This window comes from Erwinia aphidicola (assembly GCF_014773485.1).
GTDB lineage: Bacteria > Pseudomonadota > Gammaproteobacteria > Enterobacterales > Enterobacteriaceae > Erwinia > Erwinia aphidicola.
The window spans coordinates 248,844-265,199 of record NZ_JACXBP010000009.1 but is presented as its reverse complement, the minus strand read 5'-3'; the positions used below and the strand labels follow the sequence as shown (position 1 = coordinate 265,199).

10 protein-coding genes are annotated in these 16,356 nt (G+C 59.4%); 2 read left to right on the top strand and 8 right to left on the bottom strand.

Features of this window, described 5'->3' with window-relative positions; genetic code table 11:
• Positions 1–97 precede the first annotated feature (97 nt).
• The gene (gene malT, locus ID864_RS19645; protein WP_048917705.1) at positions 98–2,815 is read left to right on the top strand and encodes an HTH-type transcriptional regulator MalT; all 2,718 of its coding nucleotides are present in this window, start codon (positions 98–100) and stop codon (positions 2,813–2,815) included.
• Between the two features lie 93 nt (positions 2,816–2,908).
• Here malT and ID864_RS19640 read toward each other — a convergent pair whose 3' ends face one another.
• The 3 genes from ID864_RS19640 to glpE form a co-directional block, all read right to left on the bottom strand.
• Positions 2,909–3,667, bottom strand: coding sequence for a DeoR/GlpR family transcriptional regulator (locus ID864_RS19640; protein WP_048917706.1), 759 nt, complete (start codon positions 3,665–3,667; stop codon positions 2,909–2,911).
• A complete protein-coding gene (glpG, locus tag ID864_RS19635; protein ID WP_191150250.1) occupies positions 3,664–4,494 on the bottom strand; it encodes a rhomboid family intramembrane serine protease GlpG in 831 nt (276 codons plus the stop codon). Before glpG ends, ID864_RS19640 begins: the two co-directional genes overlap by 4 nt.
• A 99-nt stretch (positions 4,495–4,593) precedes the next feature.
• Positions 4,594–4,917, bottom strand: coding sequence for a thiosulfate sulfurtransferase GlpE (glpE, locus tag ID864_RS19630; protein WP_048917708.1), 324 nt, complete (start codon positions 4,915–4,917; stop codon positions 4,594–4,596).
• Between the two features lie 239 nt (positions 4,918–5,156).
• Between glpE and glpD the strand changes: the two genes are divergently transcribed.
• On the top strand, positions 5,157–6,668 hold the full coding sequence (gene glpD, locus ID864_RS19625; protein WP_048917709.1) for a glycerol-3-phosphate dehydrogenase: 1,512 nt from the start codon (positions 5,157–5,159) through the stop codon (positions 6,666–6,668).
• Between the two features lie 141 nt (positions 6,669–6,809).
• Here glpD and glgP read toward each other — a convergent pair whose 3' ends face one another.
• The 5 genes from glgP to glgB are packed head-to-tail and all read right to left on the bottom strand — an operon-like array spanning position 6,810 to position 16,212.
• Entirely contained in the window at positions 6,810–9,257 is a 2,448-nt protein-coding gene (gene glgP, locus ID864_RS19620) for a glycogen phosphorylase (RefSeq protein WP_048917710.1), read from the bottom strand.
• 21 nt (positions 9,258–9,278) lie between these two features.
• The gene (glgA, locus tag ID864_RS19615; RefSeq protein WP_048917711.1) at positions 9,279–10,712 is read right to left on the bottom strand and encodes a glycogen synthase GlgA; all 1,434 of its coding nucleotides are present in this window, start codon (positions 10,710–10,712) and stop codon (positions 9,279–9,281) included.
• Positions 10,713–10,743: 31 nt separating this feature from the next.
• On the bottom strand, positions 10,744–12,030 hold the full coding sequence (gene glgC, locus ID864_RS19610) for a glucose-1-phosphate adenylyltransferase (protein WP_048917712.1): 1,287 nt from the start codon (positions 12,028–12,030) through the stop codon (positions 10,744–10,746).
• Positions 12,031–12,043: 13 nt separating this feature from the next.
• A complete protein-coding gene (gene glgX / locus ID864_RS19605; RefSeq protein WP_191150249.1) occupies positions 12,044–14,029 on the bottom strand; it encodes a glycogen debranching protein GlgX in 1,986 nt (661 codons plus the stop codon).
• Positions 14,026–16,212 (bottom strand): 1,4-alpha-glucan branching enzyme, encoded by a 2,187-nt coding sequence (glgB, locus tag ID864_RS19600; protein WP_099753512.1) that lies wholly within the window; start codon positions 16,210–16,212, stop codon positions 14,026–14,028. The genes glgX and glgB overlap by 4 nt, the downstream gene beginning before the upstream one ends.
• Between the last annotated feature and the right edge of the window lie 144 nt (positions 16,213–16,356).

Sequence of the window (16,356 nt, the reverse complement as noted above, 5' to 3'; positions counted from 1 at the left end):
GCAATAACCGGGTTGATGGTCAATGGTGTCTTAATTACGCGCTGTAAAATAATTCCCTTTATTTCACGATGTATCATCACACAATGAAGTGTAACTCATGTTGATACCAGCAAAACTAAGCAGACCCCTGAGGTTAGAGAACACGCTGCTGCGCGATCGCCTGATCGCCCGGCTGTCCAACAGCAACCTTTATCGGCTGGTACTGGTGACCAGCCCGGCTGGCTATGGCAAAACCACACTCATCGCCCAGTGGGCGGCAGAAAAGAGTGGCCTGGGCTGGTACTCCCTTGACGACAGCGACAACTATCCTGAGCGCTTCGCCAGCTATTTTATGGCCGCGGTACAGCAGGCAACGGACGGCCACTGCGTGCGCAGCGAAGCGCTGGCGCAAAAACGTCAGTACGCCAGCCTCAACGGGCTGTTCGCTCAGCTGTTTATTGAGCTGTCCGAATGGCAGCGCCCGCTGTCGATCGTGATTGACGACTACCATCTGCTGACCAATGACGCCATTCACCAGGCGATGCGCTTCTTTATCCGTCATCAGCCCGAGAACCTGACGCTGGTGATCCTGTCGCGCAACCTGCCCTCACTGGGTATTGCCAACCTGCGCGTGCGCGATCAGCTGCTGGAGATCAACAGCCAGTCGCTGGCGTTTACGCATCAGGAAACCGGCGCCTTTTTTGCCGCTCGCCTGCAGCAGCCCATTGCTGAAGTTGATTCGCAGCGCCTGTGCGATGAAGTGGCTGGCTGGGCGACCGCCCTGCAGCTGATTGCGCTGTCGGCACGCCAGTCAAACACCCCGGCGCATCAGTCGGCACAGCGGCTGGCCGGGATTAACGCCAGCCACCTTTCCGACTATCTGGTCGACGAGGTGCTGGACTGCGTTGACGAAGGCACGCGTAATTTCCTGCTGCGCAGCTCGGTGCTGCGCTCAATGAACGATGCGCTGATTGCCCGCCTGACCGGCGAAGAGAACGGCCAGCGGCGGCTGGAAGAGACGGAGCGCCAGGGGCTATTTTTACAGCGCATGGATGAGAGCGGCGAGTGGTTTAACTTCCACCCGCTGTTTGCCTCCTTCCTGCGTCAGCGCTGCCAGTGGGAGTTGGGCAGCGAACTGCACACCATTCACCGCGCCGCCGCCGAGGGCTGGATGGCGCTGGGCTATGCCGGCGAAGCGATTCACCACGCGCTGGCGGCGGAAGATACCGCCCTGCTGCGCGATATCCTACTGCGTCACGCCTGGACGCTGTTCAACCACAGCGAACTGACGCTGCTGGAAAAAGGGCTGAAGGCGCTGCCGTGGCGTCAGCTGGTCGACCATCCGCGCCTGATCCTGCTGCAGGCATGGCTGGCGCAAAGCCAGCATCGCTACGATGAAGTTGACCTGCTGCTGGCGCGCGCCGAACAGGAGATGGCGCTGGAAAAGGTGACGGTCGATGCGCTGCTCAGCGCCGAGTTCAATGCGCTGCGCGCCCAGGTGGCGATCAACGCCGGGCGCCCGGATGAGGCCGACCGCCTCGCCACGCTGGCGCTCGATACGCTGCCGCTCTCCTGCGACTTCAGCCGCATAGTGGCGACCTCGGTGCGCGGCGAAGTGCTGCACTGCCGCGGCGAGCTGGCGCAGGCGCTGGCGATGATGCAGCAGACCGCGCAGATGGCCCGTCAGCAGGGCGTCTGCCATTATGCTTTGTGGGCACTGCTGCAGCAGAGCGAAATCCTTATTGCTCAGGGCTATCTGCAAACCGCCTGGGATACCCAGGAGCAGGCTTTCCGGCTGATCGCCGAGGAAGGTCTGGAGCAGCTGCCGATGCACGAGTTTTTGCTGCGCATCCGCGCCCAGCTGCTGCTGTCGTGGGCCAATCTTGACGAGGCGGAGAAATCCGCGCGCGCCGGGCTGAAGGTGCTGGAAAACTTCCACCCGCAGCAGCAGCTGCAGTGCCTTTCGGTGCTGGCGAAATGCGCGCTGGCACGTGGCGATCTCGATAATGCCCGCCGCTACCTGACGCGCTGTGAAAATCTGCTCAGCAACGGCCACTATCACAGCGACTGGGTAACCAACGCCGATGAAGCGCGGGTGATTTACTGGCAGATGAACGAGGACCGCAGCGCCGCCGCCAACTGGCTGCGGCTGACGCAGAAACCGGCGGACGCCGATAACCATTTCCTGCAGGGGCAGTGGCGCAATATCGCCCGCGCCCAGATTATGCTGGGGCAGCTTGACGAGGCGGAAGTGGTGCTGGACGAGCTGAATGACAATGCGCGCCGCCTTCAGCTTACCAGCGACCTCAACCGCAACCTGCTGCTGGCCAATGCGCTTTACTGGCAGGCCGGGCGCAAAGGCGAGGCTCAGCAGGCGCTGATTGAGGCGCTGACGCTGGCGAACCGCACCGGCTTTATCAGCCATTTTGTGGTGGAGGGCGAAGCGATGGCGCAGCAGCTGCGTCAGCTTATCCAGCTGCACACGCTGCCGGAGATGGAACAGCGCCGGGCGCAGCGCATCCTGCGCGACATCAATCAGCATCATCGCCACAAGTTTGCCCATTTTGACGAAACCTTTGTCACCCGCCTGCTGACGCATCCGCAGGTGCCGGAGCTGATCCGTACCAGCCCGCTGACGCTGCGCGAGTGGCAGGTGCTGGGGCTGATTTATTCCGGCTACAGCAACGATCAGATCGCTGGCGAGCTGGATGTGGCGGCCACCACGATCAAAACGCATATTCGTAATCTGTATCAGAAGCTCGGCGTGGTTCACCGTCAGGAAGCGGTACAGCAGGCGCAGCAGCTGCTGCATTTGATGGGGATGGGTGTGAATTGAGCGGTCGACCACGTTTGTAGGGGTCGACCGCTTTTCTGGTCGCCCCGTCGGGCTGACCTAAACAGAGGGTCAGCCCCTACGCGTAATAACGGGTTAACACAGCTCCAGATGCACTTCGTGCTGCTCGATGGTTTTCATCACGCTTGGCGGCGGAGCTTCATCGGTAAACAGATAGTCGATCAGGCTCATATTCCCGAGGTTAACCATGGCATTGCGGCCAAACTTTGAATGGTCGGCGACCAGCATCACGCAGCGCGAGTTTTCAATAATGGCGCGCTTGGTGCGCACTTCATGATAGTCGAAGTCGAGCAGCGAGCCGTCAAGGTCGATGCCGCTGATGCCAAGAATGCCGTAGTCGAGGCGGAACTGAGAAATATAGTCGAGCGTTGCTTCCCCCATAATTCCCCCGTCGCGGGTGCGCACTTCTCCACCCGCGAGGATCAGCCGGAAATCCGGCTTCGCCATCAGCAGTACCGCCACGTTGAGATTATTGGTCACAATGCGCAGATTGTTGTGGTTCATCAGCGCGTGCGCCACGGCTTCCGGCGTGGTGCCGATATCGATAAACAGCGAGGCACCGTCCGGGATCTGGCTGGCAACGCGCTGGGCAATGCGCGCTTTTTCCGCTGACCACATCATCTTACGATCCTGCCACGCGCTGTTTTCCGAGCTGGAAGGCAGCGCCGCGCCGCCGTGATGGCGCTGGATCTTATTCTGCTCCGCCAGGTCGTTCAGGTCGCGGCGAATAGTCTGCGGGCTGACTTCAAAATGCTCCACCAGCTCTTCGGTACTGACATAGCCCTGACGACGCACCAGTTCGATGATGGCGTCATGTCGTTGTGTCTGCTTCACTCGCGTCCCCTCTTTTTTAACTGTCGCGTATCGACAAACGCCATTGCCAGCCCGACCAGCAGGCCGGTCACGTGCGCGGCATTGGCAATCGACAGGCCAAACCAGCCGAAATAACCCACCAGCAGCCAGAGGACGGCGAACGCCATCAGGCCGCGCTGCAGTTCAATCCCACTTTCCGGGTCACGTTCCCCGCGCAGCCAGCTGTAGCCCATCAGTGCATACACCACGCCGGAAAGGCCGCCAAACAGCACGCCGCTGAACTTCGCCTGCATCCAGCCGCTCAGCAGCGCCGAAATCAGGGCGATCACCAACAGCTTACCGCTGCCGAGGCGTTTTTCCACCGCGCCACCGAGATACCAGAACCACATCAGGTTAAACAGGATATGCAGCATCGAGAAGTGCAGCAGCGCGTGGCTGAACCAGCGCCACAGCTCCAGATGCTGATCGACATCCGGCCACGACAGCACCCGCATCACCGCCTCGTCGCCAAAAATCTGCATCAGGATAAACACCAGAATCGAGGCGCCCATGATCAGCAGGGTTAACGGCCCGGCGCAGTCGCGCACGTTGGCCATCAGGGAGGTATGCTGATACTGAATGCCGCTGTCGGTGGTGCCGCTCTGCCAGCTCGCCGCCTGGTAGCGCACATGGTTAGGGTCGCGGATAAACAGGTTAAGTTCGTTTTCGACCACATTCAGCTGCGATTCGTCATCCAGCCACAGCGTATAGCCGCTGTCGTGCTCGATGCGCAGCGTAACGCCGCGCGTGGCCATATAGTCAACGAACGCCTGGGCCGGGCGCAGATGCGTAAAGTGAGTAATGCGCATAGTTAGGACGGCTTCCTTTAATCCTGAGCAAACAAAGGCGGCAGTATAGCTTTTTCACCCGACAAGTTGCAGGGGTAACGCCGCGAGCCAAAATGCGCGTTATTGCGCGTCTACCTGCTGGGGGAAGGCGCTGCGCCAGGCATCGAAACCGCCATCAATGCTGTAAGCCTCGGCAAAACCCTGGGTCAGCAGGTACTGCGCGGCCCCTTTGCTGCTGTTGCCGTGGTAGCACATCACCAGCACTGCCGGGACAGATTCAGCCCGGGCAAGGAAGGCGGGCAGGGAGTCATTCGTCAGGTGAAATGCGCCACTGGCATGCCCGGCTGCGTAACTTTGTGGGTCACGAATATCGACCAGCAGCGCGCTGCCGTCTGCCAGTTTCTGCTGTGCCTGCTGCACGCTGATGCACTCAAATTGTTCCATGGTGGGTTCTCGTCACAAGCTAAAAAAGGGAGCGAATAAGTTCCCATTGTAGCCCGAAGGCGGCGCACAATAACCCGGCAGTGATCGGGGAGAAAGCCTTTTTCTTGGGTTAATAATGTTACCTGCATCACGCATAAATGTTTTTATTAGGTTAACGCTGGCATCAATGTTGGTTTCCGACTAATATAATGCTCGAAAACGAACATTATTGAAAGATTCCGAACATCGGAGGAGATGACGTGGAAACCAAAGATCTGATCGTAATCGGCGGCGGTATTAACGGTGCCGGTATTGCGGCTGATGCTGCCGGGCGCGGACTGTCGGTGCTGATGCTGGAGGCGCAAGACCTCGCCTGCGCCACCTCTTCTGCCAGTTCTAAACTGATCCACGGTGGCCTGCGCTATCTGGAACATTACGAATTCCGTCTGGTGAGCGAAGCGCTGGCCGAACGTGAAGTACTGCTGAAAATGGCGCCGCATATTGCCTTCCCGATGCGATTCCGCCTGCCGCACCGCCCGCACCTGCGCCCGGCGTGGATGATCCGCGTGGGTCTGTTTATGTACGATCATCTGGGCAAACGCACCAGCCTGCCGGGCAGTAAAAGTTTGCGCTTTGGCTCAGATTCGGTATTAAAACCGGAAATTGTGCGCGGTTTCGAATATTCCGACTGCTGGGTGGATGATGCGCGCCTGGTGGTGCTCAACGCGCAGGAAATTGAAAAGCGCGGCGGCGAAGTACGTACCCGCACCCGCGTGACGCGCGCATGGCGTGAAAACGGCCTGTGGAAGGTGGAAGCTGAAGACGTCGACAGCGGCAAAACCTTCACCTGGCAGGCAAAAGGCCTGGTGAATGCCGCCGGCCCGTGGGTGAAGCAGCTGTTTGATGACAGCCTGAAGCTGAAATCCCCTTACGGTATCCGCCTGATCAAAGGCAGCCACATTGTGGTGCCGCGCGTGCATACCCAGAAGCAGGCGTACATTCTGCAAAATGAAGATAACCGTATTGTGTTTGTTATCCCGTGGATGGACGAGTTCTCGATTATCGGCACCACCGACGTTGAATACCAGGGCGACCCGCAGAGCGTGAAGATTGACGATAACGAGATCGACTATCTGCTCAAGGTGTTTAACGCGCACTTCAAACAGGACCTGGTGAAAGACGATATCGTCTGGACTTACTCCGGCGTGCGTCCGCTGTGTGATGATGAATCCGATTCTCCGCAGGCCATTACCCGTGACTACACGCTCGACGTGCACGACGATGCCGGTCAGGCGCCGCTGCTCTCGGTATTTGGCGGCAAGCTGACCACCTATCGTAAGCTGGCCGAGCATGCGATGGAAAAACTCAGCAAGTATTATCCGAATATCGGAGCAGCCTGGACCAAAAGCTGCGTGCTGCCGGGCGGAAACTTTGCCGGTACGCGTGAAGATTACGCCGCCAGCCTGCGTCGCCGCTTCCCGTTCATTACGGAAGCGATGGCACGTCACTATGCGCGCACCTACGGCAGCAATAGCGAAGTGTTGCTGAAGGATGCCACCAGCCTGGAAGATCTCGGCGAGCTGTTTGGTCACCACTTTTACGAGGCGGAGCTGCGTTACCTGGTGGATCATGAGTGGGTGCGTGCCACCGATGATGCCATCTGGCGCCGTACCAAAGAGGGGATGTGGCTGACCGATGAACAGCAGGCGCGCGTCACCGAATGGCTGGCGCAGCACGGTAAAAAACCCACTGTACTGTCGTTAGCGTCGTAATAGAAAATTGGGTCGGGCATGCCCGACCCCTGCGTCATTGCAGCGGTGACATTACGTAGGGGCGAGGCAAGCCCGAGCCCTGCGTCATTACAGCGGTGACATTACGTAGGGGCGAGGCATGCCTCGCCCTTACCCGTTCAGCTACAGCCGCACCGGCTTAATCGCCCAGATCTCATCCGCATACTCCTGGATGGTACGATCCGACGAGAAGTAGCCCATATTGGCGATGTTGTGCACCGCACGACGCGTCCACTCCTCCTGATTACGATACAGCTTATCCACCTCATCCTGCATATCTACATAGCTACGGTAGTCGGCCAGCAGCTGATAGTGGTCGCCAAGACTGACCAGCGAATCAAAGATATTGTGATAGCGCCCCGGCTCCTGCGGGCTGAATAGCCCGGTAGCGATCTGCGTCAGCGCCTGATGCAGCTCGGCATCTTTCTCATAAAAATCACGCCCGTTGTAGCCGCTGGCGCGCAGCGCCTCCACCTGCGGCGTGGTGTTACCAAAGATAAAGATATTCTCCTCACCGACGTGCTCCTGCATTTCGACATTAGCCCCGTCCAGCGTACCGATAGTGAGCGCGCCGTTAAGCGCAAACTTCATGTTACTGGTGCCGGAAGCCTCGGTGCCCGCCAGCGAAATCTGCTCAGAGAGATCGGCCGCCGGAATAATGATCTGCGCGATACTGACGCCATAGTTGGGAATAAACACCACCTTCAGCTTGTTCTTCACCTGCGGATCGTTGTTGATCACCTGCGCCACATCGTTGATCAGATGAATAATATGCTTCGCCATAAAATAAGCCGAGGCGGCTTTCCCGGCGAAGATGTTCACGCGCGGCACCCAGTCGGCGGTCGGGTCCGCTTTGATGCGGTTATAGCGGGTGATGACATGCAGCACGTTGAGCAACTGGCGCTTGTACTCGTGGATACGCTTGATCTGCACATCGAACATCGCGCGCGGATCGATAACGATATCCATCTTCTGGCTCACCCAGGCGGCAAGGCGCTTTTTATTCGCCAGCTTGGCGGCGCTGACCTGCTGAATAAATTCCGGGTAGTCGATGTGCTGCTCCAGCTCGGCGAGCTGGCTCAGCTCGGTACGCCAGTTGCGGCCAATGGTGTCATCCAGCACGTCGGAGAGCGCCGGGTTGGCCAGCGCCAGCCAGCGGCGCGGCGTCACGCCGTTGGTTTTGTTGCAGAAGCGGCCGGGGAACAGGGTGGCGAAGTCGGCAAACAGTGACTGCACCATCAGGTTGGAGTGCAGCTCGGAGACGCCGTTGACCTTGTGGCTGACCACCACCGCCAGCCACGCCATGCGAATGCGCCGGCCGTTGTTCTCGTCGATGATCGAGATCCGCGACAGCAGCGCCCAGTCATCCGGGTAATACTCCTGAATGGTCTTCAGGAAGTAGTCGTTAATATCAAAGATGATTTGCAGATGGCGGGGCAGGATCTTGCCGATCATATCTACCGGCCAGGTTTCCAGCGCTTCCTGCATCAGCGTGTGGTTGGTGTAAGAGAACACCTGGCAGGTGACTTCGAACGCGTCATCCCAGGTAAATTTGTTCTCGTCGATCAGTAAGCGCATCAGCTCGGGGATCGCCAGCACCGGGTGAGTATCGTTGAGGTGCAGCGCGATTTTGTCCGCGAGGTTGTCAAAGGTCTGGTGCATCGCCCAGTGGCGGTGGAGGATATCCTGCACCGTGGCAGACACCAGGAAATACTCCTGGCGCAGGCGCAGCTCGCGGCCTGAGTAGGTGGAGTCATCCGGGTAGAGCACGCGCGACACGTTCTCCGAGTGGTTTTTATCTTCCACCGCCGCGAAGTAATCCCCCTGGTTAAACTTACCGAGGTTAATTTCATTACTCGCCTGCGCGCCCCACAGCCGCAGCGTGTTGGTAGCATCGGTGTCGTATCCGGGGATAATCTGGTCATACGCGGTCGCCAGCACCTCTTCGGTTTCCACCCAGCGGGCGCGGCTGCCCTCCTGCTGGATACGCCCGCCGAAGCGCACTTTGTAGCGGGTGTTAAAGCGCTCGAACTCCCACGGATTACCGTACTCCAGCCAGTAGTCCGGCGACTCGGCCTGGCGGCCGTCGACGATATTCTGCTTAAACATGCCGTATTCGTAGCGGATGCCGTAGCCGCGCCCCGGCAGGCCGAGGGTTGCCAGCGAGTCGAGGAAGCAGGCCGCCAGACGGCCCAAACCGCCGTTGCCCAGGCCGGGGTCGCTCTCTTCTTCAATCAGCTCTTCGAGGTCAAAGCCCATCTCATCAAGCGCCGCTTTGGCATCGTCATAGATACCCATCGCCAGCAGCGCATTCGACAGCGTGCGCCCGACCAGAAACTCCATCGACAGGTAGTATACCTGGCGCACGTCCTGCGACAGCTGCGCACGGTTTGATCGCAGCCAGCGCTCCACCATGCGGTCACGCACCGCCAGCAGCGTGGCGTTAAGCCACTCATGCTTGTTGGCGATTGAGGGATCTTTACCGATGGTGAACATCAGTTTATAGGCAATCGAATGCTTAAGTGCATCTACGCTGAGCGTCGGGGAGGCGTAGGAGAAAGGTGCGTTCATATCAATTTTCCCATTTACTGGTTACAACAAACGTTGATAGAGATCGCGGTAGGCCACCGCAGCCACCTGCCAGCTAAAATCCATCCCCATCGCCTGACGCTGAACGTAGCGCCACAATGAAGGACGGGACCAGAGTACAAAAGCACGTCGGATAGCACGCAGTAATGACCAGGCGTTACTGTCTTCAAATACAAAGCCGCTGGCGATGCCATCGGCTAAATTTTCCAGCGAACTGTCATTGACCGTATCGGCCAGCCCCCCGGTGCGCCGCACCAGCGGAAGCGTGCCGTATTTCAGGCCATAGAGCTGCGTTAGCCCGCACGGCTCAAAACGGCTCGGCACCATTATCACATCGGCACCGCCCATGATGCGGTGCGAGAACGCTTCGTGATAGCCAATCTGCACCCCCACCTGGCCGGGATACTCGGCGGCAGCGGCGAGGAATCCCTGCTGGATATCCGCATCCCCCGCCCCCAGCAGCACCAGTTGTCCACCCTGCTCCAGCAGTCCGGGCAGCGCTTCCAGCACCAGGTCGAGACCTTTCTGCTTGGTCAGGCGGCTGACCACGGCGAAGACCGGCACTTTATCGTCGGTCTTCAACCCCATCGTCACCTGCAGCTGGCGCTTATTCTCCTGCTTCGCTTCCAGTACGTCACGGTTATAACGTGCGCTTAACAGTAAATCCTGCTGCGGGTCCCAGATTGCCGGGTCGACACCGTTCAGGATCCCCGTCAGCCTGCCCTCCAGCTGACGCTGTTTGAGCAGATCTTCCATGCCGTAACCGAACTCCGGCAGGGTTATCTCGCGCGCGTAGGTCGGGCTGACGGCGGTAATGTGATCGGCGTAAAACAGCCCGGCTTTCAGGTAGGAGATCTGACCAAAGAACTCCAGCCCGTGCATATTGAAGAACGACTGCGGCAGCTGAATTTCTTCCAGGTGGTGCGCTTTAAACAGCCCCTGATAGGCGAGGTTGTGCACGGTAAACACCGACTTCGCCGGGCGCCCGCGAGCGGCCAGATAGGCACAGGTCAGGCCGGCATGCCAGTCATGCGCATGCACCACATCGGGCCGCCAGTGGCTATCCAGCCCGCAGCCCAGTTCACACCCCACCCACCCTAACAGCGCAAAGCGCAGGTAGTTATCGGTATAGGCAAACTGCGACTCATCGTGATACGGGCTGCCGGGCCGCTCGTACAGGCCCGGCGCATCGATCAGGTAGATCCCCACCCCATTGAAGTGCCCAAACAGCAGCTCAACTTCGCCCGCAAAAGTTTGCATCTTCGCCACCACCTCGGTGTTGGGGATGCCTTTTTTCAGCGCCGGAAACGCTGGAATTAATACCCGGGTATCGGTGCCTTCCGCAATTTGCGCCGCCGGTAATGCCCCAACAACATCAGCAAGCCCGCCGGTTTTCAGCAGCGGGAAAATTTCTGAACAGACATGTAACACCTGCATTATCGGCTCCTTTATTCAAGCACATACCTGACTAACGCCATCCGAGCTTCGCCAGCATCGTCCGGGTGACCAGCACTATTCCTTCTTCAGACCGGTGGAAACGTCGGGCATCATCGTCCGGGTTTTCGCCAATCACCGTCCCTTCTGGCAGCTCGCAGGCGCGGTCAATCACGCAGCGGCGCAGGCGGCAGGAGCGACCTACCACCACGTCCGGCAGTAATACCGACGACTCAATATTGCAGAAGGAGTTAATCCGAACCCGTGAGAACAGCACCGAGTTCACTACCACCGAACCGGAGATAATGCAGCCCCCCGATACCAGTGAATTCATCGTCATACCGTGACTGCCCGAGCGGTCCTGCACAAACTTGGCCGGCGGCAGCGGCTCCATATGGGTACGGATAGGCCAGCTGCTGTCGTACATGTCCAGCTCAGGCATTACCGAGGCAAGATCGAGGTTAGCTTTCCAGTAGGCCTCCAGCGTGCCGACGTCGCGCCAGTAAGGTTCTGCCGTCTCATCCTGCTGCACGCAGGAGATGCTGAAGGAGTGTGCGAACGCCTCACCGCTGGCAACGATTTTCGGCAGCAGATCTTTGCCAAAATCGTGATTCGACTCCGGCAGCTCCATGTCATCTTCCAGCAGCCCGTACAGGTAGTCGGCATCAAAGACGTAGATGCCCATGCTGGCTAAGGCTTTGCTGTCATCGCCGGGCATCGACGGCGGGCTGTCCGGTTTCTCAAGGAATTCGACCACTTTGTTGTCGTCATCCACCTTCATCACGCCAAAGGCGCTGGCCTCATGCAGCGGCACCGGCAGGCAGGCGATGGTGCAGCGCGCGCCGCTATCGACGTGGTCGATCAGCATGCGCGAGTAGTCCATCTTGTAGATGTGGTCCCCGGCGAGGATCACGATGTACTTGGCGCGATAGCGGCGGATAATATCGAGGTTCTGCGTCACCGCATCCGCCGTGCCGCGATACCAGTGTTCCGTCGACAGGCGCTGCTGGGCGGGCAGCAGGTCGACAAACTCATTCATCTCTTCATTGAGGAAAGACCAGCCGCGCTGGATATGCTGCACCAGCGTATGCGACTGATATTGGGTGATCACCGCGATGCGCCGGATGCCGGAGTTCAGGCAGTTGGAGAGCGCAAAGTCGATGATGCGGAATTTACCGCCGAAGTGAACGGCGGGCTTAGCGCGTTTGGCAGTCAGGTCTCTTAAGCGCGTTCCGCGACCGCCAGCGAGGATCAGGGCGACAGTTTGGGTTGGCAATTGTCTTGCCAGCATGACAGGGTCGTTCTTATCTAATTTGCTCATGTCTGACTCCTATTTATGATTGTTTCTGGAACACGCACACACCGTGCGCGGCTCCATGCCAGACAGTTAACAGAATCGGGTTATCATCCCCGGCGAAGGGAGGAATGGCATGCCATTGCCCCTGAGGTAACACCAGGTCGCACACTTCTTCGGTGGCGTTGCAGGTTATCAACCAATGCTGTGAAAGCTGGATCTGCAAACGATGCACACCCTGCTCCCACTCCGCAGCGCTGAGCGGCAGCCCCTGGCTGTTCAGCCACTCAACGTTGCCATCTCCCTCCTGCCACCAGCTATCCTGCTGCAGCGCCGGGATGCGGCGACGCAGATGGATCAAAGCGGCAGTGAAGGCAAATAAACCGCGGTCTTGCCGCTGCCAGTCCAGCCACGTCAGTGGGTTGTCCTGGCAATAGGCATTATTATTTCCGTGCTGGCTGTGGCCGTGTTCATCCCCGGCCAGCAGCATCGGCGTTCCCTGCGCCAGCAGCAGCGTGGTCAGCAGCGCATGCACGCTGCGCCGCCGATGCTCGGTAACCAGCAACGGTGCCTGCAAGCCTTCCACGCCGTGGTTGTGGCTGAAATTGCTGTTACTGCCGTCGCGGTTATCCTCGCCGTTGGCCTCGTTATGCTTTTGCCCGTAGCTGACCACATCACGCAGCGTAAAGCCGTCGTGCGCGGTGATCAGATTGATGCTGCTGGAGGGCTGGCGCTGGGCGCGCTGGAACACATCGCTGGATCCGGCAAAACGGCGGGCGAAATCGCCGTTGCTGAGCTCGCCGTGCAGCCAGTAGCGCCGCGCCGCATCGCGAAAATGGTCGTTCCACTCGGCAAACGGTGGCGGGAAATTACCCACCTGGTAGCCGCCGGGGCCGATGTCCCACGGTTCGGCAATCAGCTTGCAGGCCGAGAGCAGCGGATCGGCGACGATCGCCTGGAACAGCGGCGCCTCCGCCCGGTAGTCCGGCGTGCGCCCCAGCACGGTGGCGAGGTCGAACCGAAAACCGTCGATATGGCACTCCTCCACCCAATAGCGCAGGCAGTCGAGCGCCCACGCCATCACCGCAGGGTGGCTGAGGTTCTGCGTGTTGCCGCAGCCGGTCCAGTTGCGGTACGCGCCCTGCTCGTCCAGCCAGTAATAGCTCTGGTTATCGATGCCGCGCATCGACAGGGTCGGGCCGGTCTCTTCCAGCTCGGCGGTATGGTTGAACACCACGTCGAGGATCACTTCAATCCCCGCTTTGTGCAGCGCCTTTACCGCCTGCTGAAATTCACGCCTGGGGTGCAGCTCATTACGCCCGGAAGCGTAGCGCGCCTCCAGCGCATAGCAGGCCAGCGGGTTGTAGCCCCAGTAGTTGCTTAAGCCCTGGCGCAGCAGGCGCGGCTCGCTGGCGAAGCTGGCGACGGGCAGCAGTTCGAGGGTGGTAATGCCGAGGCGCTTGAAATAGTCAATCATCACCGGATGACCCAGCGCAGCGTAGGTGCCGCGGATCGCTTCCGGCAGCTCAGGATGGAGTTTAGTCAGCCCACGCACGTGCGCCTCATAAATCACCGTGCTGCCCCAGGGTATGCGTGGCGCGACATCATCTTCCCAGTCGAAATCATTCGCCAGCACCACGCTTTTCGGTGCCAGCGGCCCGCTGTCAGTCGGGTCTGGCTGCTGCACGCCACACTGGAAACACGGGTGGTCAGTCACCTCGCCCACCACTTCGCACGCTCGTGGATCGAGCAGCAGCTTAGCCGGGTTAAAGCGCTGGCCGATCTGCGGCTGCCAGGGGCCGTGTACCCGGTAGCCGTAGCGCTGACCGGGGCGCACGGCGGGCAGATAGCCGTGCCAGATATCCCCGCTGCGCGCCGGCAGATCAACGCGGGTTTCGCTACCGGCAGCATCAAACAGGCACAGCTCCACGCGCTCGGCGTGCTGCGAAAACAGGGTAAAGTTCACCCCTCTGCCATCATAGCTGGCCCCCTGCGGAAAGGGTTCACCGCTGCGGATGGGCGTCATTCAGCCTCCCGCACCAGCCACAGCGTAGCGAGCGGCGGCAGCGTTATGCTCAGCGAGTGGCTGCGGTTATGGCTGCCCCAGTCGTCGGTGCTGAGGGTGCCAAGATTGCCATTGTTACTGCCGTGATAGTGGCCAGAATCGGTATTCAGCACTTCACGCCAGCGCCCGGCACCAGACACCCCAAAGCGGTAGTTGTAGCGCGGTACGGGAGTAAAGTTGCTGGCGACGATCAGCTCATTGCCGTCGCGGTCGCGGCGCACAAAAATAAATACCGAGTTATCGAAATCATCCACCACCAGCCACTCAAAACCGGCCGGATCAAAATCCTGCTGATAGAGCGGCGGGTTGGCCTGATAAGTGTGGTTAAGATCGCGCACCAGCCGCTGCACGCCGTTGTGCCAGCCGTCTTCGCCCTCCAGCAGATGCCAGTCCAGGCTGGTATCGTGGTTCCACTCTTTCCCCTGGGCAAACTCGTTGCCCATAAACAGCAGCTTTTTGCCGGGGAAGCCGAACATCCAGCCGTAATAGGCGCGCAGGTTAGCGAACTTCTGCCAGGCATCGCCCGGCATGCGGTCGAGGATCGAGCGCTTGCCGTGGACCACTTCATCGTGCGACAGCGGCAGCACAAAGTTTTCGGTGTAGTTGTAGAGCATGCCGAAGGTCATCAGGTCGTGATGATGGCGGCGATAAATCGGGTCGAGCGACATATAGTCGAGAGTGTCGTGCATCCAGCCGAGGTTCCACTTAAACCAGAAGCCCAGCCCACCCATCTCCTGCGGACGCGACACGCCGCCAAAATCGGTCGACTCCTCCGCCACGGTAATTGAGCCGGGCGCGGCGTGGCCCAGCGTGCGGTTGGTGTAGCGCAGGAAAGAGATTGCTTCAAGATTCTCGCGCCCGCCAAGGTGGTTTGGCACCCACTCACCTTCGGCGCGGCTGTAGTCGCGATAGATCATCGATGCCACGGCATCCACGCGCAGCCCGTCGATGCCAAAGCGCTCCACCCAGTAGAGCGCATTGCCCGCCAGATAGTTGCTGACCTCGCGGCGCCCAAAGTTATAGATCAGCGTGTTCCAGTCCTGGTGAAAGCCTTCACGCGGGTCGCCGTGCTCGTACAGCTCGGTGCCGTCAAACTTCGCCAGGCCAAAATCATCGGATGGAAAGTGGCCCGGCACCCAGTCGAGCAGCACGTTCAGCCCGGCCTGGTGCGCGGCGGTGATAAATTCCCGGAACTCGTCGCGGGTGCCAAAGCGGCGCGTCGGCGCATACATTCCCAGCGGCTGGTAGCCCCAGCTGCCGTCGAACGGATGCTCATTAATCGGCAGCAGTTCAAGGTGGGTGAAGCCCATCTCTTTAACATAGGGCACCAGCTGCTCCGCCAGCTCTTTGTAGCTGAGCCAGAAGTGGTTATCGGTGTGGCGGCGCCAGGAGCCGAGGTGAACCTCGTAAATCGAGATCGGGGCATCAAAGCCGTTGGCGCGCTGGCGCTCCGGCGAGAGCGTGGTTTTTTCCGGGATACCGCAGATCATTGAGGCCGTTTGCGGGCGCATCTGCGCTTCAAAGGCATACGGGTCAGCCTTCAGCCGCAGCTGGCCGTCTTTATCGATGATCTCAAATTTATACAGCTGCCCGGTGCGGGCGGCGGGGACAAACAGTTCCCAGACGCCAATTTCCCGCCGCAGGCGCATCGGATGGCGGCGGCCGTCCCAAAAGTTAAACTCGCCGACCACCGAGACGCGCTGCGCGTTCGGCGCCCACACCGCAAAGCGCGTGCCGATCACCCCATCAATGACGTCGGCATGCGCCCCCATGGTTTCGTAGGGACGCAGGTGCGTGCCTTCCGCCAGCAGCCAGCTGTCCATTTCCGGCAGCAGTGGGCCAAAGCGGTAGGCATCATCAATCAGGTTTTGCTCGCCGTGCCAGGTGACGGCCAGCTGATAGCGAAAGGGATTTTTCCGGCGCGGTACCACGCCATGAAAGAAACCGCGTGAGTCCTGGCACTCCAGCTGCACGCACTTTTGCCCGGTACGGGTATCGATCACCCAAACTTCAGTGGCATCCGGCAACAGGGCGCGCACTTCAAGACCGCTTGCGGTCTGGTGCATACCCAGCAGGGAAAAGGGGTCAGCAAAATGACCAGAAACTAATGCATTGATAACATTGCGATCTACAAGCTCTGACATGACTTTCTTCCCGTGATGGTCGGCAGGCGAAAATTAAGCCAGGGAAGGCATAACCCATGCACTGCTCTTCATTGAGCCTAAATCACGCTGGCAGGACCGGACCTTCCCTTGGAAAAAACCGCCGCCGCGCGCAACAAACTAACC

What these genes read in the sequence shown, in the direction of transcription:
- malT (WP_048917705.1), top strand. Translation starts at nt 98, where the DNA reads ATGTTGATACCAGCAAAACTAAGCAGACCCCTGAGGTTAGAGAACACG.
- glpG (WP_191150250.1), bottom strand. Translation starts at nt 4,494, where the DNA reads ATGCGCATTACTCACTTTACGCATCTGCGCCCGGCCCAGGCGTTCGTT.
- glpE (WP_048917708.1), bottom strand. Translation starts at nt 4,917, where the DNA reads ATGGAACAATTTGAGTGCATCAGCGTGCAGCAGGCACAGCAGAAACTG.
- glgP (WP_048917710.1), bottom strand. Translation starts at nt 9,257, where the DNA reads ATGAACGCACCTTTCTCCTACGCCTCCCCGACGCTCAGCGTAGATGCA.
- glgA (WP_048917711.1), bottom strand. Translation starts at nt 10,712, where the DNA reads ATGCAGGTGTTACATGTCTGTTCAGAAATTTTCCCGCTGCTGAAAACC.
- glgC (WP_048917712.1), bottom strand. Translation starts at nt 12,030, where the DNA reads ATGAGCAAATTAGATAAGAACGACCCTGTCATGCTGGCAAGACAATTG.
- glgX (WP_191150249.1), bottom strand. Translation starts at nt 14,029, where the DNA reads ATGACGCCCATCCGCAGCGGTGAACCCTTTCCGCAGGGGGCCAGCTAT.
- glgB (WP_099753512.1), bottom strand. Translation starts at nt 16,212, where the DNA reads ATGTCAGAGCTTGTAGATCGCAATGTTATCAATGCATTAGTTTCTGGT.